The organism is Enterococcus diestrammenae (genome assembly GCF_049384045.1).
GTDB classification, from domain to species: domain Bacteria; phylum Bacillota; class Bacilli; order Lactobacillales; family Enterococcaceae; genus Enterococcus_C; species Enterococcus_C diestrammenae.
Genome location: NZ_JBMRGR010000013.1, coordinates 67,876 through 91,544, shown reverse-complemented (window position 1 = coordinate 91,544; position 23,669 = coordinate 67,876). Strand labels below are relative to the sequence as shown.

The window sequence follows — 23,669 nt, the reverse complement described above, 5'->3', positions numbered from 1 at the left end:
CTCCTCATATTTAGCAATAAGCTAAGTATAAAGGAGGAGTGATTGGTAGAAAATGCGTTGGATTATTTCTCGCTTACGTCTTGAGTAAGTAGCACTTCCCCCTAGTTTTTACATTTTCCCACTACCGTCATACAAAAAGAGACGCCACCGAAGTAGCGTCTCGCCCTTACCTTTAGTATTCAAAAAAATAGTTACTAGCCCCGCGTCACACTAGTCTTTGCTCCATGTTTATCCAAAATACTCAGCTTTCGCACCCGTGCCAAGGGAACCATTTGAATCGGTGCCCCTTCAGCTGGGAGTTTTACAGGGATTAGCGGTGGAGTGATTTCTTTCGTGGCCATCCATCCGGTAATGGTTTCGTAATGATTAGGATCGTAGGCTTTTTCCACCAACAAGACCACGATACTGTTTTCCATAGCTGCCACTTTGAGTTTTTCAATCATCTCTGCTGTTATCGCAGCCTGGCGAGTCTGTTGGTCCGGCTCATCCAAAAGACTTTGCCACAAAGCGTAGGAGGTATTGATGAAAAACTCCCCAAGTGGACCTAATTTACTTTTCGTGGTTAGTTCTTGCTCCTCATTTTGCTTCTGTGTGACCATTGCCCACCGTCCTTGTCTGCTTTTCCTCTGCAGGACTCAGAAAGAAGTACCTATCTGACCTATCTGACCTGTCTGACCTGCTAGTGATGATTGCTAAATATTTGCACCCAATAAGGCAACCCCTCCATAATCAGTTGGCGAGTCTCCTCGAAGTCTCCTGTATACCAGGGATCAGGGATTTCGGCCATCTCTTTTCCTGGAACCACACTCATATACCCATGAATTTTCTCAGCAGTTCCATGTGGGGCTATCGCTTGAAGATCCGCAACATTGTTTTGGTCCATCCCTATGATATAGTCATATTTCCAAAAATCCTGAGAAGTAATCTGCCGCGCTTGCATCTGACTGCTGTCAACGCCAGCTGCCCGCAGAACTTTTTGCGTTCCCGGGTGGGGAGAACTCCCCACCTCCCAACGACTAGTAGCTGCCGAATCCACCTCTACATCCAGTTGTTGGCCCTGACTATAGGCACGCATCAACCCTTCTGCCATGGGGGAGCGACAAATATTTCCTAGACAAACGAACAAGACCCGCGTCGTCATCTTACTGATTCTCCATTTCTATTTGATACAGCTGTGAGCTGAAAAATTCGGTATCCTTTGCCATTTGAAAAAATTGCGTAGCCAAATCCAGTGGTGTCTCCTGAAAACCCTCGCGAATCCAAGCCACTAACATCCCACTACAGCCATAGGCAAAAAAGCGTCCGTAAAATTCTTTATCCCGGTCTGAAAGCAACTGCTCATGGTCGACATCTTCAAATAGCCGACGAAACAAAGGCATCACAATCTGGGAAAACGACTCTTCTAATAAATCCCGTTGGTAAGCCACCGTCGCCTGATAGAAGGCCCCTTTTTCTTTCATCGCCTTTAACATTTTCAAGGCTTGCTCTTGCCAGTTTTCCAAACTCAACTCAGAAGAAGTCAGATAACCCAAGGAGTCTGTCTGGTAAAACCAACGCAACAACTCTTTTTTATCAGAAAAATGATAATAAAAGGTTTGGCGATTGATTCCCGCTTTTTGCGCAATTTCTTGGACGGAAATCTTATTGATTGGCTTGTCTTGAGCCAAAGCTACCAACATCTCTGCAATCTCTTCTTTGGTATGATAGGCACCTGCCATCTGCTTCACCTCTTCTCATAAGTACATACGCTCATCTTTAGCTAGAATATGGGTAGCCAAAGTGTTCATAAGCCAGCTGGGTTGCAATCCGTCCCCGCGGCGTGCGCTTTAGAAAACCTTTTTGGATCAAATAAGGCTCATACATATCCTCAACTGTTTCAGTTTCTTCACTGATATTTACTGATAAAGTGGATAAGCCCACCGGACCGCCACCATATAGTTCAATCATGGTCCGAATCAGTTTTTGGTCTACATAATCCAATCCCGCTTGATCTACTTGCAACATCTGCAAAGCTTGGTCAGCAATTTTCCGATTGATGATTCCATTGGATTGGACTTGGGCAAAATCCCGTACTCGTTTTAGCAACCGGTTGGCAATCCGCGGGGTTCCCCGAGAACGACGGGCAATCTCCAGAGCGCCTTCTTCCACGATTTCTGTATTGAAGATGTCTGCTGAGCGCAGGACGATTTCTTGTAAATCCTTTTCTTCATAATACTCCATATGACTGACAATGCCAAAGCGATCCCGTAATGGCGCCGACAACATCCCCGCCCGTGTCGTCGCTCCTACTAGAGTAAACGGCGGCAGCGGAAAATGAACCGGATGAGCTGTCGGACCGGTACCCACCATGATATCCACGTAGAAATCTTCCATCGCCGAATAGAGCATCTCTTCTGCCACGCGAGGCAGGCGATGAATCTCATCGATAAATAAGACATCCCCGGGTTGGAGTTCATTTAAAATTGCGACTAAATCCCCCGGCTTTTCAATGGCCGGACCACTAGTGGTGCGGATAGCCACCTGCATCTCATTGGCAACCACCATAGCCATGGTGGTTTTCCCCAAACCTGGTGGGCCATACAATAACACATGATCCAACGCTTCTTCCCGCTGTTTGGCCGCTTGGATATAGATGTTTAATTCATTTTTTACCTTGTCTTGACCGATATATTGAGCCAAAAACTGAGGTCGTAGGGATTTTTCGATGATTCGTTCATTATCATCGGCATTTTCCGGTGACAAGATTCGTTCTTCTGTCATAAACTTCACCTTTCAATTGCTGAGCAGTAGGGCCGTAGTGCGGGTTATTTCATCATTAATTTTAAGCCTTCCCGCAAGTATTCATCCGTCGTAGTCAAGGCGCTAGTTTTCAATTCTTTCTCCACCCGTTTGACTTCTTTTGCTGAATACCCCAAGGCTTCCAACGCTTGCAGGGCCTCTGTCAATGGCGTCGTTTCTGCTGTGACCGCTTCTGGTTGATCAAAATCTCCGGCCAGCAAGTCGTCATGGGCAAACTCGCCAAGTTTTCCTTGTAAATCCAAAATCATCTGTTGAGCAGTCTTCTTACCAACTCCGGGAAATTTCACCAAAAACGTCACATTCCCTGACTCAATAGCGTTGACCATACCGGTGTGATCATCATTGGCCATAATCGCCAGACCACTCTTAGGCCCGATACCTGACACGCTAATCAGACGCAAAAAGAGCATTTTTTCTTCTGGTGTTTGAAAGCCATACAAAAGATGCGTATCTTCTCGGATCACTTGGTGAACATAAATCTTCACCTCTTTATCCATCTGGCTACTGAGACGATAAGGGTTGCCCATCGCAATCTGATAACCGATGCCGTGATTTTCCAAAACAATATATGCCGGTGTGATGGCTGTCACCCGACCGATGATATAATCAAACATAACTTTTCCTTCCTAGACATGTACATACGTTCCCCCTATTGTACCACAAATCCCCGATGCCACCAAACCAACTGGTAAAATTTCGGCGATGCAGATGCAGCCCTTTTTTACCTTCCCGCTTGCTTATTTCCATCGGTAATGACACCAAAGAAACGGCGCTCCAACAAGGAAACGCCGCCATTGAGACAAGCTGACTATTCTACCAAATCCAAATATTCCCCATAACCGGCGGCAGCCATCTCCTCATAGGGAATAAACCGTAAAGCCGCCGAGTTGATGCAATACCGCAAACCACCTAATTCGGTAGGCCCATCGCTAAAAACATGACCCAAATGAGAATCGGCCGCCTTACTCCGTACTTCCACGCGATGCATTCCATGACTAAAATCGGCCTGCTCACGAATCTGGCGGCGACTGATGGGTTTGGCGAAAGCCGGCCACCCACAGCCAGCGTCATATTTATCAGCGGAGGAAAACAACGCCTCCCCACTGACCACATCCACATAGATCCCTTTTTGGTAAAAATTATCATATTGGCCAGTAAACGGTGCTTCTGTAGCATTTTCCTGGGTGACGGCATAAGCTTCTGGCGTCAGCCGCTGCCGCAACTTTTCCTGTTCATTCATCTGCTTCACGACCTTTCTAGCTATATTATAGCCTCAGCCGACGGACAACTCTTGCTATTTGCTTAGACGCAGAAAGCTTGTCGTAGGACCGATAAACGCCAAGCCCTCCATTTGACAGTTGCCAGTCTAGCTACCGTCAGCGCAATAATGACGGAGCTAAATTTTACCATTTTTAAACAGCAGAATGACCGTCTGATTTTCCTTCTACACGTCTGTTATCTTCGCCTTTTCGATACCTCATTTTTAAGCCCTTTATTGGTTAGGGTATCAAAAGTAAAAACTAGAATAATTGAAAAGAAGCGTATCCTCCAATACTGTTTAGTGGAGGATACGCTTCTTTGGCTTGCGTCTCACGCATAGTAATGTTTGGTTTGGAGTACTAAACCAAGGCTTTTGTCACAGACCTTTTTGCTTACGATTTAAATTTTTTCAACAGTTGATTCACCACGCCGACGGGAAAGCCGACAATACTGTAATAATCGCCGACAATCTGTTTCACAAAGAGACTGGCGCCCCCTTGAATCCCATATGCTCCAGCTTTATCCGCATACTCGCCACTTTCCAGATAGTTCTGGATTTCCTCATCTGTTAGCTCAAAAAAAGTCACTTCCGCGGGAACCAGAGCTGTGGTGATTTGCCCTCCTTGACGAATCACCAGGGCAGTGAAGACTTGATGGACACCACCGCTTAAGGCCCGCAACATGCGGTAGCCATCTTTTCGATCCACAGGTTTACCGAGAATTTCTCCTAGATTCACCACGATGGTATCACAAGCGATCACGATATCTGCTGGATGATGAGCCGCTATTTTTGCTGCTTTGGCTTGAGCCATTCGCATCACGTAGTCTTCTGGTTCATCACTGGGCTGGATTGTCTCATCTACATCCGCTGGTTCAATCAGAAAATCTGTCACCAAATAACGCAAAAGCTCTTTTCTCCGGGGAGACTGAGATGCTAGGATAATTGCCATGTTGCCACCCTTTCTCTTACAAACTATCTTTCGTCCGATGAGGATCTTGAATTCGTTTAAACATTCTTTCCATGTCACTGTTGGTAAAGTGGATGAGCACCGGCCGGCCATGAGGACAGTTAAAAGGATTTTCGCATCTTGCTAAATCCTCTAGCAAAACCCGGGCTTGAAGATCGTTCAAATGATGGTTAGCTTTGATGGATCGTTTGCAACTCATCATGATGGCGGTAGCTTCCCGAAACTTTTTGACACTGACTGTACCGGTAGTCAACAGCATATCGATCATTTCTCTGACGATACTTTCCTCTTCCCCTTCTGGATACCAAGTGGGATGGGCTCGCAAAATAAAACTATTGGCGCCGAATTCTTCCAAATAAATACCAACTTCCTGCAATAAAACCAGTTGCTCTTTTAGTTTCAAAGCATCACTGTTGGGATAATCCAAGACGATGGGTACGAGCAAATCTTGCAAATCATTGCTGACCTCACCAATCTTTTCTCGGAAATATTCATATTTGATGCGTTCTTGAGCGGCATGCTGATCGATAATATACAGCCCTTCATGACTTTGGGCAAACAAATAAGTCCCATGCATCTGCCCAAAATAATCCAACTGGGGAAAACGTTCTTGAGGCACGGCTTCAACTTGTTGAAGGGCTCGTTCTAAAGACTTATCCCCATCTTTGGCAAAATCAAATTCTGGATGCAAATGAGTTTCTTGTTGATAACTAAAATCCTCATCTTCGGCCATTGCCTCTTGTGGATAAGTTTCAGCCGGGGCCGCAGTTACTTCCTTCACAGATTCCTGCGTTTCAGGAGATTCTTCTGAAATCACGGAAAAGCCCGTTTCTCTTACTTCCGATTTTAAACTTTGTGAATCAACAGTTGATGGAGTAACTTCTTTTTCCCCAGAGTTCTCCACAGGCTTATCCACATCTTGTGGATAAGCTTCTTTTAAATAGAAACTACCCGTTTTCGCATCAAAAGCCAAACCGGTTTTCGCTGTCGTTCCTGCTTCCGAAGCTGGCAATTCCATCGCTAACTGTTCTGGACGTTCTGCCACCGGCGGCAAAGGCTGTTTCTTTTTAAACCCTAAGTTGTCGGCGGCATTCGGAATCAGGTTTTGAGAGGCCAAGACCTCCGTAATCCCCTGACTCAACAAAGACATCAATTCTTTTTCCTTCGACAAACGAACTTCTTGTTTCGTGGGATGAACATTGACATCCACTAGCAATGGGTCCATGGCAATCTCGATCACCGCGATAGGAAAGCGCCCAATCATCAATTTTGAACCATAACCGTTAACGATGGCTTTATTCAAAGCAAAGTTTTTAATATAGCGGCCATTGATAATCGTTGACATGTAATTGCGACTCGCCCGTGTAACTTCCGGTAGCGAGACATATCCGTTAATCTGAAAATCCAAGTCTTCCATGGCAATCGGCAACATTTTTTTCGCGGTTGCAACACCAAAGATCCCAGCGATAGTCTGCTTGAGATCCCCGTTGCCCGCAGTCACCAACATCTTATTGCCCTCATGAACCAAACGAAAGGCAATTTTAGGATGGCTTAGCGCCAAACGGTTGACGATATCCCCGACATTGGCCAACTCTGTCTGTAAGGTTTTGACATATTTTAGCCGTGCCGGTGTGTTGAAAAAGAGGTTCTCCACGGTGATTTTCGTCCCCTGCCGTAAAGGAGCAGCCTCATGTTGCGTGACTTTGCCACCAGCCAAGACCAACAAAGTACCCTTTTCGGCGCCGGCCACCGCCGTCTCCAAAGTTACTTGCGAAACCGAGGCTATCGAAGGTAACGCCTCACCCCGAAACCCTAAAGTCCGAATGCGAAATAAGTCATTGCGACTATGAATTTTACTAGTCGCATGACGTTTAAAAGCATTTTCCACGTCTTCATCAGCTATTCCTTCGCCGTTATCGATAATCTGGATTTTCCGTAATCCGGCTTCCTCGATAAAAATATCAATTTGGTTGGCACCAGCATCAATCGCATTTTCCACCAATTCCTTGACTACTGAAGCTGGCCGTTCTACCACTTCCCCAGCAGCAATCTGATTGGCTAGCTGTTCTGATAATTCTTGGATTTTTCCCATAATCATTCCTCACTTTTGGTCTCTTTTCTAAACGCTAGAACGATCGGAACACCGGTTGAACCTGTTTTTTGAAAGGCCCTCAGATAGTAGTGAACGCAGTAACTGCTCCTTAAGGGATTGCCCTCCTACAAGCCCCAGCAATTCTGTGGATACTTGTTTTTAAGCTTTCAATAGCGTTAAAAATCCGACTTCCTACGCATCACTAGCTACAAACCATTTTGCAAGTCACTCAAGATTTCCCATGCTTTCCGAGGGGTGACGTCTAATAAATCAAGTTTTCGCAACTGATCCAAAACGCTTTGTTCTGCTGGTGTGATTTCTCCAAACAAGGACATCTGCAAAGGATCTTCCTCTGAGACTTGAGGTGCAGAGGTTACCGGATGACTCGCTGGCTGTTCTGTCTCTATCGCCACAGCAGGTGCCATACTGGTAGCGTCCGCCTCCAATGTCGCCAAAATCGTCGCCGCTCGCTCCAACAATGGTGCCGGTAAACCGGCAATCTTCGCCACATGGATCCCATAACTTTTATCAGCTGGGCCTTCCATCATCTTGTGTAGGAAAACAACTTCGCCATCTTTTTCCACCGCTCCCACATGGACATTGCGTAAGCGGAGCAACTCTTGATCCAACACCGTCAACTCGTGGTAATGGGTAGAAAATAACGTTTTTGCCCGTACATGTTCGTGGATGTATTCAATAATCGACTGAGCTAAAGCCATCCCATCATAGGTAGCCGTGCCGCGTCCTAGTTCGTCAAATAAAATCAAGCTATTAGGTGTTGCGTGCCGCAACGCTTGGTTGGCTTCCATCATTTCCACCATAAAGGTAGACTGACCAGCAATCAAATCATCACTGGCACCAATCCGTGTAAAAATCCGATCAAAAACCGGCATTTCTGCCACTTGGGCAGGCACAAAGCACCCCATCTGAGCCATCACTACCGTCAAGGCTAACTGTCGCATATAGGTACTTTTCCCAGACATATTTGGCCCAGTGATCAGTAAAATCAACGTTTCAGGATCCATGGTGATAGAATTTGGGATATATTCTTGATGCCCCAGAACTTTTTCCACCACTGGATGACGGCCTTCTTGGATATTTAACTGTTGTTTTTGATTAAGGATTGGACGCACGTATTGGTAGCGTTCAGAAATCGTCGCAAAACTTTGGAGCACATCCACGGCACTGAGGGCTTTCGCCAATTTTTGGAGACGTTCGATGGCTTGCTTGACCTCTTCTCGTACTGCCAAAAAGAGCTGATACTCCAGATCCACGGATTTTTCTTCTGCTTCCAGAATCTGCGTCTCTAACTTTTTCAACTCAGGAGTGATAAAACGCTCAGCATTTGCCAATGTTTGTTTCCGTTCGTAGCGACCTTCTTCTAAATTTCCTAGGTTGGCTTTAGTGATTTCAATATAGTAGCCAAAGACTCGGTTAAAACCAACTTTCAAGGTCTTAATTCCGGTGGCTGCTCGCTCAGAAGCTTCCAGCTCAGCCAGCCATTTTTTGCCATTTCTCATCGCATCCCGGTAATCATCCAACTGCTGGTTAAAACCATCTTTGATCACATTGCCTTCCGTGATCGTCAAAGGAGCTTCTTCATTGATAGCCGCCTCGATTAAATTCACCAAATCCTCCATTGGTTCAATGTCTTGCAGCAGCGTTTCCCATTGGCCCGTATTGATACCAACTAACAGGTTACGTATTTGAGGCACTTGTAACAAGGAGGTTTTTAGCTGAATCAAGTCGCGGCCATTGACATTGCCAAAAGCCACACGACCAGCTAGGCGCTCCAAATCATAGACTTTAGTCAAAGCCGCTTGCAAATCCATCCGCTCAAAATAGCTGTCTAGCAGGGATTGTACCATTTCTTGACGGGCATTGATCTGCTGGCTTTGAATCAAGGGACGGTCTAACCATTGTTTCAACAAACGCCCCCCCATCGCAGTCTTCGTCTCATCCAATAACCACAACAAAGTGCCTTGTTTTTTACCGGTACGAATAGAGCGGGCCAACTCCAAATTCACTTTGGAGTAATGATCCATCTTCAAAAAATGGTCGGGTTCATAGCTCTCGGCTTTTTGGATATGGTCCAGGCTGCGTTTTTGAGTGATAGCAAGGTAGCTCAATAACTTAAGCGCCACTGTTTTTTCCAGAGAACTGGTTAAAGCCGCCGTCAAAAACTGATTTTCGGCCGTCTCCAACAACTCTTCTTGATAAGAAAAGACCAGCCCTAAGCGTTCCTCCAAAGCCGTCTTGAGTTTTTCAGGAACTTCCGAAACGAAGACGATTTCTTTGGTCTGTAAGGCAGAGCACTCATTTAGCACCCCTTCTTCGTCTGGCAATAGGGCTGTTTTAAATTCCCCCGTACTCAAATCTGCGTAAGCAAAGCCATACTGTTGACCATCAAAAGCTACCGCCGTCAAAAAGTTATTTTCTTTGGCAGACAAGCCTTTCGCATCCATCACCGTTCCCGGTGTTACCAATTGGACAACTTCACGCTTCACCATTCCCTTAGTGGTTTTGGGATCTTCCACCTGTTCACAAATCGCGACTTTATACCCTTGCTCGATCAAGGTATCAATGTAGCCCTGCGCTGCATGATAGGGTACACCACACATCGGAATCGGATCATCGGCGTTTTTATTGCGGCTAGTCAAGGTCAACTCCAAAATTTGAGCCGCCTTAAGGGCATCCTCGTTGAACATTTCATAAAAATCCCCTAAACGATAAAACAAAAAAGCATCTTGGTATTGGGCTTTAATCTTGAGGTACTGCTCCATCATAGGGGTATTTTTGGTTTTTTGAGGCATGGTTGTTTTCCTTTCTAACATAACGATCGCCAGCCCCTAGCTGCGACTAGTGGGCTGCTTCACTTCTATTTTGTTTCCATCAATTGGTAGGAGGTGGCGTTTGTGTCAAATCCTCTACCCCTCGCTGAATCCGGTCAGTCACATACTGCAGGATATCATTGACTTCTAGCATTTTTTCCCGGTAAGCCACCACTAAGGGCAGTTGATTGTATTGCGCTGTGAGCTCATCTGCTTTTGCCAGTGCTTGGGCGTGAGCCTCTGGTTTCTGGTAGTGCTGATATTGGACAGCATCTTTTTGTGCTTGTTTGATAGCTTCTTCTAGTTGGGCAATTTTTTGATTGGCCGCAACTTTTTCAGCCAACTGTTGAAACTCCTGCACTTGAGGTAAATCAGAAAGCAGCCGGCTTAACTGCTGCACCGCCTGCTTAACCACTTGTTCTTGCTCTAAAAAATTCGTCATCTCGTCTACTCCATAAAGGGACGATCATCAGAAATCTGAATCGTCTCGATCTTTTTGGCAGCACCGGTTTTCTCATCGATGTCAATCAAACACCCGCTGAGAATACTCCGTCCTTTTTCCACCACTTCAAAACGTTGAGGCAAAGCTGTCCAAAACTTTTCTAACACGTTTTCCCGCTTCATTCCCAAAATGCCATCATAGGGGCCAGTCATACCGGCGTCAGACAAATAAGCAGTCCCTTGGGGCAAAATCCGGGCATCATTGGTCTGGACGTGGGTATGAGTCCCCACCACCGCAGATACTTTCCCATCTAAGAACCAACCCATTGCTTGTTTTTCGCTGGTGGTTTCCCCATGAAAGTCCACAAAGATAAAGGGCGTTTGGCGCCGCGCTTCAGCTACCAAAGCTTCAACTTTACGGAAAGGATCATCCAAATCCACCATAAACGCGCGGGCTTGCAGATTGATTACAGCCAGCTCGATGGTATTGACTTTGACAAAGACCATCCCTTGTCCCGGAGTCCCCTCTGGGAAATTAGCGGGTCGCACCATCTTTTTGGCATCATCGATAAACTCAAAAATATCGCGATTGTCCCAGGTATGATTCCCCATCGTCACGACATCCACGCCATCTGCCAAAAACTTTTTATATATTTTACCAGTAATCCCACGACCACTAGCGGCATTTTCGCCATTTAAAATTGTTACTTGAGGTCGGTATTTCTTTTTCAGACGAGGCAAATATGTCGTCACTGTATCCCGCCCTAAAGAACCTACCACATCACCAATAAATAAAACCCGCAAATTTTTTCCCTCTCTCCAAAAACTGTCTTTTCCTATTATAGACGTTTTTTCGTGTAAAAAAAAGCCTTGTGAGTTTCACTGCTTTCGGAGAACTTCCTTGACCACAGTTTTAGAAATAATCGAAATAGCCCACCGATAATTGTATAGGGATTTTTACGAAAGCAACTGTTGAAAATGGAAAAATTTGCTATAATTTTAATATATAGTCATTATTATTACGTATTTTTTATTTTTTTGAATGTTTTTAGTGAGTATTAAATAATGACTAAATCTATTATCAACTAAGGAGAGCGACTTTCTTTTTGACAGACACTTAAGAAAGTTTTTCTCTTGGTTATTCAAAGGGAGGAAAAAGATGGTGTTTTGGGAAGTGTTGATAGTACTGGGGTTCGTTTTACTGATAGTGAGTGGATGGCGCTTATGGCGTGCTTTTCGACAGAAGAAGCCCAAAAAGCCCGTCTTATTAATCGCAGTCGGTAGCCTGCTCTTGATGGCAGCTGGTGGTAGTCAAGTACCCGTAGAAGCGGCGTATTTGAAAATCTCCCCCCAACAATTAGAAACCGATCCATCTGGGAATTGCCACCTAGAAGGAACTACCAATAGTGAAGCGGAATTGTTCATTGACGGCGAAGAAATCTCTCATGAAGGAACCTTTACTTATGATATCCAGTTAGTCGATGATGGCACTAAGGAACTAGTGATTAAAAGTGTCTTTCGAGGAGAAGAAACAGTCAAAACCATAGAAATCACTCCTTCGACTGGCTATCTCGCTCATTTGGAGAGTCAAGCGGAAAAAGAGCGCCTCAAATTGGCAGATACTGCTCTAGCTACTGCAGAAAAAGAACCTTCCCAAGATCACTTTGATGTGGCCTTTACCCAAATCCAAGCATTAAGCCAAAGCTATCCCGAACTGGAACAACGATTAGAAGATGTGGCCGATTACTTGGAGATTCTTGGCTCGCTTGAGGAGCTAGAGCAAGAACCGACTCGTGAAGGCCTAGTAGCATTTCAAACCCAAGTGGCAGCATCCTCTTTAGCAAAAGATGCACTCACAAAACGTGTAGCAGCGTGCGAAAAACAAGTACACGAGCAAGAAAAAAATACGAAATTAGTCGCCGCTGCCAAAGAAAAAATCAAGCACGCGGAAACAACTCTTGCCAATGACGACTATCAATCAGCTTTAGAGGCGTTAACAACCTTACCCACAAAACAGCCTACCTTAGAAAAGCGCCTGCAAAATCTTCACCATGATATCGAAGAAAAACAAGCAGCCGAAAAAGCACAAGCTGACGCTGAGAAAAAAGCCGCTGAAGAGCAACGTCAACAAGAAATTCAAGCAGCTCAAGAGCAAGAACAAATTCAACAACAAGCTCAAGAACAACAAGCACAGGATCAACAAACAACTCAAGAAGACGCCGTTGGTCAAACTGTGATGGTGACTCCAACTGGCTCAAAATACCATACCCATAAATGTGGCAATGGTAATTTTACACCAGCAACCCTTGAGGAAGCATTAGCCCGTAATTTGACTCCTTGTAGCAAGTGCTTCTAAAAAAGCCAGTTGTCCTTGTTTCCAGTAGATCCCTCGGGCTGTAGTGAGAGCGGGAAATACCAACCAAAGAACCGTTGTCTTTTGCTAGCTCAACTTAGCGATTTCTACTTAGATGAACTAGCAACGACAAACCCGTTTTACGTTGGGCATTTCTCGGTCCAACTTCAGCTATTTCAATTCCTAGTTCGCTAAATTTCACCATTTTTGAGGCATCGAAAAACCATATAAAAGCTCCTAGCCAATTCAGTATCCAAACTAGCAAAAGTCGTTGATTCAACGATTTTCCAGCTTGATTACAATTGGCTAGGAGCTTTTATGGCATCATTTAAAATGACAAGGGTTTGTTTTCCATCTCATGGACAATTTCACGGAAATCCGCAAAACCGGCTTGCAAACCGCGAATCAAAATTTCAGCTGTTCCGATATTGGTGGCCAACGGGATTTCATAGACATCACAGAGGCGAATCAAGGCCGTCACGTCTGGTTCGTGAGGTTGAGCAGCTAAAGGATCTCGTAAAAAGATGACCATATCCAAATCGTCCTCAGAAATCATCGCGCCGATTTGTTGGTCACCACCGAGAGGGCCGCTTTTATAGCGATGAACAGGCAACCCTGTGGCTTCTTGAATTCGCAATCCGGTAGTCCCAGTAGCATATAGTTGATGATTCGCTAAGATTTCTCGGTAAGCGGTAGTCATCTGAACCATTAAATCCTTCTTACGGTCATGAGCAATCAATGCAATTTTCATGTCTTTCCTCCATCTCCTACCGGCTATACCGGTCCTTTTGTAAAAGATACCACGAAACAAGGGCGGGATAAAGGCCGGCGCCGAAGTTTCGTGGTCTGGATGTCAGTCCGTCTAAATCAACTCCAAGGTTTTTAAAGCTTTCCAAATCCCATCATGGTCACAGTCCGCCGTCACCATATCCGCTTGGGACTGTACGTCGCTTGCGGCATTCCCCATCGCCACACCGACACCAGCTTGGCTAAGCATTTCCTTGTCGTTATTGCCATCTCCAAAAGCGATGATATCTTGTGGCGCAATCCCTACCCGCTCGGCTAGAAACTGGATAGTCGCTGCTTTAGAGCCATTTTGTGGCACGACATCGACACAATTTTCATGCCAACGAACAAAACGAAACAGCGGAAAAGCGGCTTCAAATTGCCCTTGATACTCCGCACCAAAAAAGGCTAAAGCTTGGTACACTTCCTGTTCTTCAGGAAATTGGTCATCAAATTCTGGTACCCCAGCGCCAAAAGACATCATCGCTTGGGCCATCGCTCCCACATTATTGGATGTCAGACGCCGAGCCCGGTCCATTTCAATAAAGGCGGTATCGATGCCTTGCTGGTTGGCGGTAGTGACTAGGCGATCCAGCTCATTGGCATCAAGCAAATGCTTGAATACTTGGTTGTGGCTTAAAAAGGCGGCCGAACCATTGCAGACGATATAGTTTTCAAAATCCAAGTCTCGGATGACGTCTCGTGCTAAGTAGCGGCTGCGGCCTGTGGCAACCGTAACTAGATGTCCGGCTTCTTTTAGCTGCACCAAGGCTTCTCGAGTGCTATCCAAAGCTTTCTTATCCGTTCCTAATAACGTACCGTCGATGTCAAATGCGATCAATTTGCGTTTCATGATTGTCGTGATAACTCGCTTTCTTTTTATGTTTGATTAATGGTGGGGAGCATACTCTCCGACACCTTTATTCCGTAAAATTACAAATACTTGCTGCCTTCTCGAACTGCTAGTTTACTGAGCGCTGGATGGGTATCAATAAAGTCGGCCACCCATGTCGAGTCGGTCTTACTATACTCTCGTAAAGACCAGCCAATCGCTTTTTGAATGAAAAATTCATCCGTAGCTATATCCGCTAAGATTCCTTGGACTAAGATTTCCTGATTGGTCTGGGCTTTAAACTTCAACTGCAAATTAATCCCCACCCGGCGATACCAAAAATCCTCGTGACCATAAAACCAGCCAAAGACCGTCGCCAGCTGTTCTGGATGCAAAAAGCACCAGTCACTATAAACCTTCCGCCAAGCGTCGATGCTATCCCACCATTGTTTTTCTCCCAACAAAGGGAGCCAGTTTTCCAAGTCTCCCAAGGTGAGACGTTTGAGATTGTGTTGTGCCAAATCGATGGCGAAATACTGATACTCCCGCTCCGGTTGGCGATAATAAGCTACGACTGTCGCCACCAATTCAGGCAATGCCCATTGCCGACTAGCAGTCAAAAAGGGTTTTTCCAAACGCCGGCGTTCCGGTGAAGGCACCCCACAAAAGGGAAACTGATTTTTCATATAAGCTGCCATGCTGGCGGCATTTTCCGGTTCAAAGGGAAACAAGCGGGTAATCGTCAGTTGTTCCATTTCCTAGCTCCTATCAAAAATAAACGACGCAAAACAAGCGACGATGCTACCACCGCCGCTTGTTACTTAATCTACATAAGTTGATTTAGAATTGTTCAACCAAGCATAGCCCAATCCCATCACTAAACCGCCACCGATGTAATTACCAATCAGAGCGAAAAATAAGTTGTGAGCCACACTCGCTACCGTCATGCCTTCCAAAGCCCCACCAGATGCTACAAAAGCCAACGTAAAGGCTGGGAAATTGGCAATCACGTGTTCATACCCTAGAAAAGCAAAAATGAAGATAACAAAAATAATGGCCGCCACTTTACCAGCATCATCTTTCATGCGCATCGAAATCATTACCGCAGTGTTAACCACGATATTGGCAAACATCCCCTCGATGAGAATCTGTCCCGTCGATTTTGCTAGTTTTGCTTGAATCGAAGTGAACAGAAAATTATCTGCTTCTAATCCTTGAAACGGCACTGTCTGACCAATCAAAAAGGCAAACAAAACACCGCCGATTAAGTTAAACAAAATACAGGTAAATAAAATCTTCGCTGCTAACGGAATACTCAAGCGTTTGCGATATACCCCGACAGTCATATAAAGCATGTTGGAAGTGCCTAACTCGGCATTCATATACAAAATCATCACTAAAGACCAACTAAACATAAAGGCATACAGCATCTTGCCAAGTCCTGGGGCGATATGTTCTCCCTTCATGGCAATCGCAAATGCCACGCCTGTTCCCAAAGTCAGAAACAAACAAGCCAGCATCGCACGGACTGCATAGCGCAAATAACTACCCTCGATTAGATCTACTTTTTTCTCAATGGAGGTATCAATCTTTTCAAATAATGGGGATACCGGATTCATCTCTTCTCTTCTCCTTTAGTCTCTGTCCCAAAACGGCAAAACGACCGAGCTTTCATTGTTCCTGCAGGCAGTCACAAAAAAGCCCATATACCTTACTATTGTAAGGAGAAAACCTTGTTTTGTAAAGAAAAAAATGAAAACAAATGAAAACAATCATTCGCGTTTTCAAGTTTAAATTGCTCACTGCCTTCATCTAAATCTATCATAGCAAGAAACCCTTCTCTCGCAAAGAAAAGCAGCTCATTCTAAAAGTACTTCATTGGTAAAAAAGCCCAGAAAACGATTGACCTGAAAGCCTTCCCTCAGTATACTGGAAAGACTGACTTTTACTTAGCAAAAGATCAATTGGACTGAGAGCTTTCTACCCTATATTCCTCCATTTGAAACTACGCTTTTGTCTTGTCTCCAAGTAATAAATGAAATGAATGCCTGGGTAGACTCACCAACTAACCCCTCCATCACAAGTAGCTAAAACTAATCCATCCTACCAAAAAGCTTCACGAACTCCTCCAGCTGTCTACGCAAGCAAGAGGGTTTCATGAAGTCAAGTCGATAAAAAGGAGGCTAATGCTAATCATGGCTGATTATCAACGTATTCTCATCTTAGGAACTCCCGGCGCTGGCAAGTCGACCCTCACCACCCAGCTAGCAAAGCACATGCACTTGCCGGCCGTACGCTTAGATCAACTGTTTTGGGTAGACGACCAGCACACCATCACCACTGATGAACTTCTCGAAAAACTTCAGCCAATCCTAGCAACTGACGAATGGATCATCGATGGCAACTACGCTTCCACCTTGTCCCAACGTCTGCCCCGGACGCAGCTGGTGATTTTGCTAAAAGTACCTCGTCTCGTAGCTATTTGGCGCGTCATCAAACGTTACCTCACCTATCGTGGCAAAGGAGCCAGCAATCCTGGTGGGAATCCGGATACCATTGATTGGGAGTTTATCTCTTACATTTGGCATTTTCCCGAACGCCAAGGACGAGAAGCCCAGCAGCTTTTAGATAATGCCCCGCCAGACCTCCGCATCATCACTGCCAAAAACCACCAAGATGTCTTTGACCAGCTTTTTAAGTAAAGCTAATCTTTCCTTAGATTTTTCCTTTTTTGACGGGAAAACTTGACGCTAGCTAGCCATCTGTCGTATACTATGCTTTGTGTAAAATAATGCAGCAGAAAAATAATAGCTCGTCCCCAGTCTGGCGCTGGTTTACCAGTTCAATTGTGTAACCGCGGCTGCAAAAGGTGAAGATTGAAGGACAGACTGTACGATTATGAATTTTTCATCGGATTATTTTACTCCAACTAATTTAATTGGAGGAATTTTAAATGTCTCGTTATACAGGACCATCTTGGAAACAATCTCGTCGTTTAGGCGTATCATTGTCCGGCACTGGTAAAGAATTGGCACGTCGCCCTTTCCCACCAGGTCAACACGGACCAAACAGCCGTGGTAAAAAATCAGAATACGGCTTGCAATTAACTGAAAAACAAAAACTACGTCATATGTTCGGTTTGAACGAACGTCAATTCCGTAACTTGTTTGTCAAAGCTAGCAAAATCAAAGAAGGTAAACACGGTGTTAACTTCATGATCTTGTTGGAACAACGCTTGGACAACATGGTTTACCGTCTTGGTTTGGCTTCTACTCGTCGCCAAGCACGCCAATTGGTTAACCACGGTCATATCACGGTTGACGGCAAACGCGTTGACATCCCTTCATACCACGTTGAAGTAGGTCAAGTGATTTCTGTTCGTGAAAAATCTAAAAACATGATCACGATCAAAGAAGCTGTTGAAGCAACAATCGGCCGTCCTGCTTTTGTAAGCTTTGACGACGAAAAATTAGAAGGTTCATTGACTCGCTTGCCAGAACGCGACGAAATGACTCCAGACGTTGACGAATCATTCATCGTTGAATTCTACAACAAATTAATGTAATCTCATTACATTTCACCCAAATCCTTGTATATCAAGGTTTTGGGTGATTTTTTTTGCTCTTTTTTTCGAGAGAGTGGATTTACCTTAGTTTTTACCTTAGTTGGTTTCGAGTCTAAGTAATCCATCAAAGTATCTACCGTTTTCTGGCTCATATCTTCTCCAACATGGGTGTAGGTATCTAACGTTGTTTTGACACTTGAGTGGCCTAATCGTGTTTGTACCTGTTTTGCGCTAGCTCCACTTTCAAACAATAAAGTCGCATGGGTATGACGTAAACTGTGGATATTAATATCCGGTAACTCCGCATGAGCCACAATCCTTTTCAACATATCGTAAATACTTGCGTGATGAAGAACATTTCCATTTCGCGAAAGAAAGATAAAGTCCTCATCAGCTTGGTTCATTCCTAATGTTTCAAGGTAATCTTCTTGAATGTTTTTAAACACCATCAATCTCTTCATAGTGTTTTCATCCATAGTAATCACACGATTGGATGCCACATTTTTGGGTGTACCCAGTTTCCAGCCGCTATTACTATAAGTAAATGACTTAGTGACAGATATTGTTTTTTTCTGGAAATCAACATCCGACCATAATAAAGCGGTACATTCTCCAATCCTTAAACCAGATTGCGCCAATACACGAAAGAGTATTTTTTGTACTTCATTGATGTAATGATCATCTAGATTATCCAAATAAGAAAAAAATCGTTTCAATTCTTCTTTACTAAGATAAAGTCGTTCCTTTTTCTTTTTTTCAACTTTGGGTTTAATTACATATTCAGTCGGGTCTTGGTCAAGTAAGCCGATACTGACACCATATCGAATGATTTTAGAAACAATCTGCAAAATTTGATGGTAGTATTTCGTGCCATTGACTTCCATAAACTTGTCATAGTAGTTTTGCAAAGAAAGAACCGAAATATCCTCTAACTTCATATCCTTCAGATCAGGTAAAACATGCTGCTCTATTCTCTTTCTAGTCCCTCTTCCCGTCGATTCTTTTACACCTTTCAAATATTGTGGATACCAAAGCTGATATAAGTCATTGAACGTAACTACTTCTGATTCGGTAGCTTTTTCCTTCCATGCTTCGGGGTCAAATTCATAAACCATGTGATTATACTTACTCTTCACTTCGGCTTTGCTTTTTCCACGAATATCCGTAACTTTTTGCAATCCGTTTGAATATTTTCCAATATAAATATTTCTACAAATATAACGTTTATCGCCTTTTTTTGTCCTATACTCTTGAATCTTCTTGCTAATATCCATTCTATTTTTCCTCCTATTGTGTGGGGCACATAGGAAAGGAATGAACTTTCGTTACTTGTTCTGTTGTGCTTCTTGAATGAAGGCTAAGTCTTTTGCGGTTTTCTCGATTTCTTCAAACGGTAAGTTGTCAAAGAAGACTGGTTTCATCTCTGGTTTCCCATGACGATCCAAAATCGGATTTCCGTCTTCATCCAAACGCATTTGTGGGGTGAAGAAACGTTCAATAAAGGCTAGCTTTTCTGCTACCTCATCTATTTCTTTCACTGTATGGCTATTCAAAATTTTCGCCAAAGTAAACAGATTTTGGACTTTTTGATCGTACTCGTCGATGCGATCGAGAATAACCGTTGTTTCGGAGACCGCAATCTCTTTTGGTGAACCAAAGAGCTGAATCGGTGTCGCGTGAAAGACCGTCGCAAATTTTTCTAAGCTCTCAAAGGTCGGGTAACGGATTCCCCGTTCGATATTGGAAATGGTCTGTTTTTGTACACCAATCTTTTCGGCCAATTCCGTTTGGGAAAGTCCCATTTCTTTTCGTAAACGGGCGACATTGCCGCCAAAGTTTTCTATCATTTTCCTCACCTCGGGTCTATCATAAGCGCTTTCCCTAAAAAATTCAAGCAAAAAATAAACTAAATAGTATTTCAAGTAAACTTTTAAAATATACTTGACATCTATTTTGAATCGCGGTAGAGTGTACCAAAAGATACTATTTTATTTATTTATAGTTCTTTTAGTTTTAAAAAGAAAATATAAGGAGGTGAAAAGAATGTCGGTATTGGAACAAGCGCTCCTGGATTGGCAAAAAGATCAGACCAATCAATTCTTTGCCCTGTTAGAAACCCGCTTGGAAGAAACACAAACCCAACAGGATATCGTCAAACAAAAATATTGTGCGGCGCATTTCGATGTGAGTGTTAATACATTGAAAGAATGGGTTCTTCAGGGCTGTCCAGAAATTCGATTGGACTCAGGTATGGTTTTATACAGCATTCAGGCGGTGAGAAGATGGTTATTAACCTATCAAAACTAAACAATGGTGTGGGGCCAAGGAAAGGAGCCGGTGTCGGGTTGGGGTGGTTGCCGCAGCCGTTGCCTCGTCTGCGATGGCTAAAAGCCAATCAGCATGCGAGGCTTACGGACGCGTGGAACGCACAGGTCTTTTGCGAACACCAGACACTGGCTAAGCGTAAGGTGCCTTTCTAATAGCACCTTATAAAGAGAAAAATAATGGCTAATAACTACCGGAAAAATGCGAAAAAAGCCGATACTACCAAGCTTTTTCACAACAAAAATAATTTGCGAACAATCGCAAATTCTAAAGGAGGTGACCAAATGACCAAAAGTACCCAGAATGTGCTAGGGAAAGTAGATTGGTTTCAAGCCGTCTTGCATCAAGTCAGTTATCAGACGGTCTTTCAAGACTTATTAAAAATCAGTTTAGAATCCGTCTCGATTCAAGCAGGAAGTTTAAAACATGAAGAATACGATATTGTGTACACCTGTGGCTTTCTCAAATACTATACCTATCACCAACCAGAAAAGGCCAAAGAACGTGGAACCCTTGTCTTAAGCGGACAAGCCTGTACTACCTATGAATGGATTTTGCTTTCGTATAACCCCATGGCGAATATCTTTCAAGAACTTGCCACCCGTTTTTACGAGTATGCCAGTCAAACCGCCTTCACCTTTGAAATCAAGCGGCTAGATTTAGCCTTGGATGATTACAACGAAGTGCCCTATTTCACGGTGGACCAACTTCACAATAAGGTAAAACGGAAGCAATTCCTTTCAAAAGGACGAAGCTATCAACTCCATGACAGCGAGTTTGATGCCAGACAACGGGCAAAAACGGTTAGTATCGGCGTTCGAGGATCAGCTTGTATGTTTCGGGCCTACGACAAAGCCAAAGAAATGGCCAAAGATTTTGATGGAGTGAAACAAGAGGAAATTCTGGCTCGGGCTCCCCAAATTCGGTTGGAAGTCGAGACACGTAATGATGTGGCAGAAAGTCTGTTTCGAACAATTGCCTTCTTACCACAAGATCAATGTGTCGCAAACTTAATCCGAGGCTTTCTGAAAACGGAACTTACCTTTTACACGGACGGCTCCTTAAAGCAGGTCTGTCGTTGGTGGCAAGACTACCTAAAACCAAGTCTGGTTCCTACTATCACTCGGCAGTATCAAGTGAGTAGCTTTGATCGTTCCTTGAACTGGTATGAATACGGTGGACCCATGGCATTAACTCAGGCACTCTTTTTCTTGCATCATGAGGGTGTCGGGATTGATCCAAGTTTGTTAGAGATTCGCCCCAATTATGAATGGACACCCGAACTTTCTGATCGCATGATTCAATACGTCAGCGAGCAACAACGTCCCGATTTAATTCCACTTATTCAAGAACGCACCAAAAAAGCGTCCATCACTTCCCAATAAGTGAACGAACGCTCTGTTAAAAAATTTTCTAAAACAAGTATAGCAAAGAAAGGAAGAAAATACGATGCCAAAAATGTTAAGTATCAATGATTTTGATTTCGGAGCCATTGGCCCAACCTTTGAACTAGATGAGGTCACTCCGAAATTTGCGACTGAAACCCGAACTGATGAAAATGGTCAGGTCATTCTAAATCGCGAAAACCAACCAAGAAACTTCTATACCGATGAGATTATCGGGTACAAGTATTCGGTGACTATCCTGGAGGGTCAGTTCCGTAAAAAAGCAACGCAAGTCACAGTCAACACCTTAGATCACCCGATTGACAATGATGAGATTATGAAGCGTGAGAGTGTCAAATGCCGGTTTGAAAATCTTCAACCAAGTAGACCTGGCCACCCGATGTATTATAAGGCAGATAAGATTGTTTTGTTAGGAAATCAAAAATAAAACAATAAGCGATTAAGAGCATCTATTTTCGAGGAAAAGGAAAGATAGATGCTCTTAATTTGAGTTAGAGATTATTGACAAAGGGATGATAAATAATCTGCATGGGAATCCATATCAAAAGTTCGTAATATTTGAAGTGCCCGGTTTCTTTTTAATTCATCATCTTCAACGATACCTTCGAAAAAAGAAATAATGACTTTGTCCTTTAAATTATCACTGTCTATCACTTTTTTTAATGACTCAATGATAACAGGAATCAAGTGTTTATCCCCACGCTCAGCAAACAGATAAAGTGCATTAATGTGCATCTTTTCAAGTAAAAGGTATTTTTTAAATAAAGTATTGAAGGTTTGATTTTTTTCACCAATATAGCTCAACATATGAAGAACATAATCTGTTTCAAAGATATACATAAAGTTGATAAAGATCGATGCTTCAAACTTTCCCCAGGAATCAATTCTGGATAGATATTCTTTTATTTTGTCAACATAGTAATCAACTTTGCTTTTTTCAAGTAAAAAAACACCTTCTTTATTTAAAAGTAATCGATATTGAGCCAAAAGATGAAAATAATAGAAATCATTGTCCCTATCAACCTCCTTTTCTAGATTATCTAACAGGTTTATCAATTGTTTAAAATCTTGATGATAATAGTAATTTTTTAAAGTTGTTGAGAGAATCTTTTTTGGGTTTTCAGAATGAAGCGGACTACGAAAATCGAATTCTTCGATTGATACGTTTAATCTTTCTAAATACATTCTTAGTATGTGAAAGTTAATCGAAGTACCAGCTTTTTCATAGTTACCAAGGGTATTCCTTGCGGATATACCGTTAGCTAAATCGCTTTGAGATACACTTCGTTCTTTACGCAATGATTTTAATAGCTTATTAGGTTCCATGAAATCTACCCTTCATTAATAAATGTGATGCCCATTTTTTGGGCAAAAACCATCAATATTTCGCCCCCATTGTATAGTACAGGTATCAAATAGTAAAGGAGGGATAATCCATTGAGCAGGTTAGCTTTATGATTAATGTATGTTTGATAGGTGAAGTCACAATGGTATACTAAGATAGTATTACAAGGAAATATTTTTATGTAAAAACTTATTTTTTGTGATAGTTAAACAGTAACTGCTGAAATAGTGAAACACCTAAAAAAAGAAAAAATTAAGATAGCAGTTGTATTTTCTCAAAGGAGATGGTTAGCTTGTTTACATTAAAAGATAAGATAAAGAGATATTTAGTTGTAGTGTTTTTTGTATGTATTATTCTGGTACCAATCATTTTAGAAACACGCGGTACAATCACAACGGAATTAATGACCATATTATTAGGAATTGCCTTTGTAATAGCTAGTCTACTTATTTTAGTTTTGAAGCAAGATTATCTCTTAACATTTATTTCAATTAATGGTTCTTCTCGAAATTCTAGTAGAGGAAGATTGATAAAAATTTGTGGCTTTATTTTTTTAGCCACTGGGATAGCGTTGATTAGTATTGGAATACTCTGATCTGAACAGAATAAAAACTAATGTGATTCTTTTATTCTTCCAAATCAAACCAGTCTATAAATAAAGAGTAA

General features: G+C 43.1%; 25 protein-coding genes. 7 read left to right on the top strand and 18 right to left on the bottom strand.

What is annotated here, in order from left to right:
- Positions 1–194: 194 nt before the first annotated feature.
- The 11 genes from ACO03U_RS10105 to ACO03U_RS10055 form a co-directional block, all read right to left on the bottom strand.
- Positions 195–599, bottom strand: a complete 405-nt coding sequence (locus ACO03U_RS10105) for a hypothetical protein (protein WP_161868265.1) — start codon at positions 597–599, stop codon at positions 195–197.
- An 80-nt stretch (positions 600–679) separates the two neighbouring features.
- A complete protein-coding gene (locus ACO03U_RS10100) occupies positions 680–1,141 on the bottom strand; it encodes a low molecular weight protein-tyrosine-phosphatase (protein ID WP_161868266.1) in 462 nt (153 codons plus the stop codon).
- Between the two features lies 1 nt (position 1,142).
- On the bottom strand, positions 1,143–1,718 hold the full coding sequence (locus tag ACO03U_RS10095; RefSeq protein ID WP_161868267.1) for a TetR/AcrR family transcriptional regulator: 576 nt from the start codon (positions 1,716–1,718) through the stop codon (positions 1,143–1,145).
- Between the two features lie 37 nt (positions 1,719–1,755).
- Positions 1,756–2,760: a Holliday junction branch migration DNA helicase RuvB gene (ruvB, locus tag ACO03U_RS10090; RefSeq protein WP_161868268.1), complete on the bottom strand. Its 1,005-nt coding sequence runs from the start codon at positions 2,758–2,760 to the stop codon at positions 1,756–1,758.
- 44 nt (positions 2,761–2,804) lie between these two features.
- Positions 2,805–3,413 carry a Holliday junction branch migration protein RuvA gene (gene ruvA / locus ACO03U_RS10085; RefSeq protein ID WP_204687094.1) on the bottom strand — a complete coding sequence of 203 codons (609 nt, stop codon included), beginning with the start codon at positions 3,411–3,413 and terminating at the stop codon, positions 2,805–2,807.
- A 194-nt stretch (positions 3,414–3,607) separates the two neighbouring features.
- A complete protein-coding gene (gene msrB, locus ACO03U_RS10080) occupies positions 3,608–4,039 on the bottom strand; it encodes a peptide-methionine (R)-S-oxide reductase MsrB (RefSeq protein WP_161868270.1) in 432 nt (143 codons plus the stop codon).
- Between the two features lie 412 nt (positions 4,040–4,451).
- Complete coding sequence (locus ACO03U_RS10075; RefSeq protein ID WP_204687095.1) at positions 4,452–5,009, bottom strand: Maf family protein; 558 nt, start codon at positions 5,007–5,009, stop codon at positions 4,452–4,454.
- Positions 5,010–5,025: 16 nt separating this feature from the next.
- Positions 5,026–7,119, bottom strand: coding sequence for a DNA mismatch repair endonuclease MutL (gene mutL, locus ACO03U_RS10070; protein WP_204687096.1), 2,094 nt, complete (start codon positions 7,117–7,119; stop codon positions 5,026–5,028).
- A 206-nt stretch (positions 7,120–7,325) separates the two neighbouring features.
- On the bottom strand, positions 7,326–9,932 hold the full coding sequence (gene mutS, locus ACO03U_RS10065) for a DNA mismatch repair protein MutS (RefSeq protein WP_204687157.1): 2,607 nt from the start codon (positions 9,930–9,932) through the stop codon (positions 7,326–7,328).
- Between the two features lie 79 nt (positions 9,933–10,011).
- Positions 10,012–10,392 carry a YlbF family regulator gene (locus ACO03U_RS10060; RefSeq protein WP_161868273.1) on the bottom strand — a complete coding sequence of 127 codons (381 nt, stop codon included), beginning with the start codon at positions 10,390–10,392 and terminating at the stop codon, positions 10,012–10,014.
- A gap of 5 nt (positions 10,393–10,397) precedes the next feature.
- Positions 10,398–11,195, bottom strand: a complete 798-nt coding sequence (locus tag ACO03U_RS10055) for a TIGR00282 family metallophosphoesterase (protein WP_204687097.1) — start codon at positions 11,193–11,195, stop codon at positions 10,398–10,400.
- Positions 11,196–11,550: 355 nt separating this feature from the next.
- On the opposite strand from ACO03U_RS10055, the gene ACO03U_RS10050 reads away from it, so the two are divergent.
- On the top strand, positions 11,551–12,747 hold the full coding sequence (locus ACO03U_RS10050) for a hypothetical protein (RefSeq protein WP_204687098.1): 1,197 nt from the start codon (positions 11,551–11,553) through the stop codon (positions 12,745–12,747).
- Between the two features lie 325 nt (positions 12,748–13,072).
- On the opposite strand, the gene mgsA is transcribed toward ACO03U_RS10050, so the two are convergent.
- The 4 genes from mgsA to ACO03U_RS10030 all read right to left on the bottom strand — a co-directional run bounded on the left by mgsA (position 13,073) and on the right by ACO03U_RS10030 (position 15,981).
- A complete protein-coding gene (gene mgsA / locus ACO03U_RS10045) occupies positions 13,073–13,495 on the bottom strand; it encodes a methylglyoxal synthase (protein ID WP_161870114.1) in 423 nt (140 codons plus the stop codon).
- A 111-nt stretch (positions 13,496–13,606) separates the two neighbouring features.
- A complete protein-coding gene (locus tag ACO03U_RS10040; RefSeq protein ID WP_161870115.1) occupies positions 13,607–14,383 on the bottom strand; it encodes an HAD family hydrolase in 777 nt (258 codons plus the stop codon).
- 80 nt (positions 14,384–14,463) lie between these two features.
- Complete coding sequence (locus tag ACO03U_RS10035; protein ID WP_204687099.1) at positions 14,464–15,117, bottom strand: DNA alkylation repair protein; 654 nt, start codon at positions 15,115–15,117, stop codon at positions 14,464–14,466.
- A 66-nt stretch (positions 15,118–15,183) separates the two neighbouring features.
- Entirely contained in the window at positions 15,184–15,981 is a 798-nt protein-coding gene (locus tag ACO03U_RS10030) for a formate/nitrite transporter family protein (protein ID WP_204687100.1), read from the bottom strand.
- Between the two features lie 477 nt (positions 15,982–16,458).
- Here ACO03U_RS10030 and ACO03U_RS10025 point away from each other — a divergent pair, with 477 nt between their 5' ends.
- Together ACO03U_RS10025 and rpsD are read left to right on the top strand one after the other, a co-directional pair.
- Complete coding sequence (locus tag ACO03U_RS10025; RefSeq protein WP_423104704.1) at positions 16,459–17,064, top strand: NB-ARC domain-containing protein; 606 nt, start codon at positions 16,459–16,461, stop codon at positions 17,062–17,064.
- A gap of 251 nt (positions 17,065–17,315) precedes the next feature.
- Positions 17,316–17,927: a 30S ribosomal protein S4 gene (gene rpsD / locus ACO03U_RS10020; protein ID WP_204687102.1), complete on the top strand. Its 612-nt coding sequence runs from the start codon at positions 17,316–17,318 to the stop codon at positions 17,925–17,927.
- A 5-nt stretch (positions 17,928–17,932) separates the two neighbouring features.
- On the opposite strand, the gene ACO03U_RS10015 is transcribed toward rpsD, so the two are convergent.
- On the bottom strand, positions 17,933–19,201 hold the full coding sequence (locus tag ACO03U_RS10015; RefSeq protein WP_204687103.1) for a tyrosine-type recombinase/integrase: 1,269 nt from the start codon (positions 19,199–19,201) through the stop codon (positions 17,933–17,935).
- A 51-nt stretch (positions 19,202–19,252) separates the two neighbouring features.
- Positions 19,253–19,774: a helix-turn-helix domain-containing protein gene (locus ACO03U_RS10010; protein WP_161999580.1), complete on the bottom strand. Its 522-nt coding sequence runs from the start codon at positions 19,772–19,774 to the stop codon at positions 19,253–19,255.
- A gap of 196 nt (positions 19,775–19,970) precedes the next feature.
- On the opposite strand from ACO03U_RS10010, the gene ACO03U_RS10005 reads away from it, so the two are divergent.
- From ACO03U_RS10005 to ACO03U_RS09995, 3 genes are all read left to right on the top strand, one after another.
- Positions 19,971–20,234: a hypothetical protein gene (locus ACO03U_RS10005; RefSeq protein WP_010753425.1), complete on the top strand. Its 264-nt coding sequence runs from the start codon at positions 19,971–19,973 to the stop codon at positions 20,232–20,234.
- Positions 20,235–20,536: 302 nt separating this feature from the next.
- Positions 20,537–21,637: a replication initiation factor domain-containing protein gene (locus tag ACO03U_RS10000; protein ID WP_423104689.1), complete on the top strand. Its 1,101-nt coding sequence runs from the start codon at positions 20,537–20,539 to the stop codon at positions 21,635–21,637.
- Positions 21,638–21,701: 64 nt separating this feature from the next.
- A complete protein-coding gene (locus ACO03U_RS09995; RefSeq protein WP_204687105.1) occupies positions 21,702–22,085 on the top strand; it encodes a hypothetical protein in 384 nt (127 codons plus the stop codon).
- Positions 22,086–22,156: 71 nt separating this feature from the next.
- Here ACO03U_RS09995 and ACO03U_RS09990 read toward each other — a convergent pair whose 3' ends face one another.
- Entirely contained in the window at positions 22,157–22,984 is an 828-nt protein-coding gene (locus ACO03U_RS09990; protein WP_204687106.1) for an Rgg/GadR/MutR family transcriptional regulator, read from the bottom strand.
- Between the two features lie 311 nt (positions 22,985–23,295).
- Between ACO03U_RS09990 and ACO03U_RS09985 the strand changes: the two genes are divergently transcribed.
- Positions 23,296–23,598: a hypothetical protein gene (locus ACO03U_RS09985; RefSeq protein WP_204687107.1), complete on the top strand. Its 303-nt coding sequence runs from the start codon at positions 23,296–23,298 to the stop codon at positions 23,596–23,598.
- Positions 23,599–23,669 lie beyond the last annotated feature (71 nt).

Bases quoted from the DNA above. Each gene is read 5' to 3' on its own strand.
- ACO03U_RS10105 (WP_161868265.1), bottom strand. From the start codon at position 599: ATGGTCACACAGAAGCAAAATGAGGAGCAAGAACTAACCACGAAAAGT.
- ACO03U_RS10100 (WP_161868266.1), bottom strand. From the start codon at position 1,141: ATGACGACGCGGGTCTTGTTCGTTTGTCTAGGAAATATTTGTCGCTCC.
- ACO03U_RS10095 (WP_161868267.1), bottom strand. From the start codon at position 1,718: ATGGCAGGTGCCTATCATACCAAAGAAGAGATTGCAGAGATGTTGGTA.
- ruvB (WP_161868268.1), bottom strand. From the start codon at position 2,760: ATGACAGAAGAACGAATCTTGTCACCGGAAAATGCCGATGATAATGAA.
- ruvA (WP_204687094.1), bottom strand. From the start codon at position 3,413: ATGTTTGATTATATCATCGGTCGGGTGACAGCCATCACACCGGCATAT.
- msrB (WP_161868270.1), bottom strand. From the start codon at position 4,039: ATGAATGAACAGGAAAAGTTGCGGCAGCGGCTGACGCCAGAAGCTTAT.
- ACO03U_RS10075 (WP_204687095.1), bottom strand. From the start codon at position 5,009: ATGGCAATTATCCTAGCATCTCAGTCTCCCCGGAGAAAAGAGCTTTTG.
- mutL (WP_204687096.1), bottom strand. From the start codon at position 7,119: ATGGGAAAAATCCAAGAATTATCAGAACAGCTAGCCAATCAGATTGCT.
- mutS (WP_204687157.1), bottom strand. From the start codon at position 9,932: ATGCCTCAAAAAACCAAAAATACCCCTATGATGGAGCAGTACCTCAAG.
- ACO03U_RS10060 (WP_161868273.1), bottom strand. From the start codon at position 10,392: ATGACGAATTTTTTAGAGCAAGAACAAGTGGTTAAGCAGGCGGTGCAG.
- ACO03U_RS10050 (WP_204687098.1), top strand. From the start codon at position 11,551: ATGGTGTTTTGGGAAGTGTTGATAGTACTGGGGTTCGTTTTACTGATA.
- mgsA (WP_161870114.1), bottom strand. From the start codon at position 13,495: ATGAAAATTGCATTGATTGCTCATGACCGTAAGAAGGATTTAATGGTT.
- ACO03U_RS10040 (WP_161870115.1), bottom strand. From the start codon at position 14,383: ATGAAACGCAAATTGATCGCATTTGACATCGACGGTACGTTATTAGGA.
- ACO03U_RS10035 (WP_204687099.1), bottom strand. From the start codon at position 15,117: ATGGAACAACTGACGATTACCCGCTTGTTTCCCTTTGAACCGGAAAAT.
- ACO03U_RS10030 (WP_204687100.1), bottom strand. From the start codon at position 15,981: ATGAATCCGGTATCCCCATTATTTGAAAAGATTGATACCTCCATTGAG.
- rpsD (WP_204687102.1), top strand. From the start codon at position 17,316: ATGTCTCGTTATACAGGACCATCTTGGAAACAATCTCGTCGTTTAGGC.
- ACO03U_RS10015 (WP_204687103.1), bottom strand. From the start codon at position 19,201: ATGGATATTAGCAAGAAGATTCAAGAGTATAGGACAAAAAAAGGCGAT.
- ACO03U_RS10010 (WP_161999580.1), bottom strand. From the start codon at position 19,774: ATGATAGAAAACTTTGGCGGCAATGTCGCCCGTTTACGAAAAGAAATG.
- ACO03U_RS10005 (WP_010753425.1), top strand. From the start codon at position 19,971: ATGTCGGTATTGGAACAAGCGCTCCTGGATTGGCAAAAAGATCAGACC.
- ACO03U_RS10000 (WP_423104689.1), top strand. From the start codon at position 20,537: ATGACCAAAAGTACCCAGAATGTGCTAGGGAAAGTAGATTGGTTTCAA.
- ACO03U_RS09995 (WP_204687105.1), top strand. From the start codon at position 21,702: ATGCCAAAAATGTTAAGTATCAATGATTTTGATTTCGGAGCCATTGGC.
- ACO03U_RS09990 (WP_204687106.1), bottom strand. From the start codon at position 22,984: ATGGAACCTAATAAGCTATTAAAATCATTGCGTAAAGAACGAAGTGTA.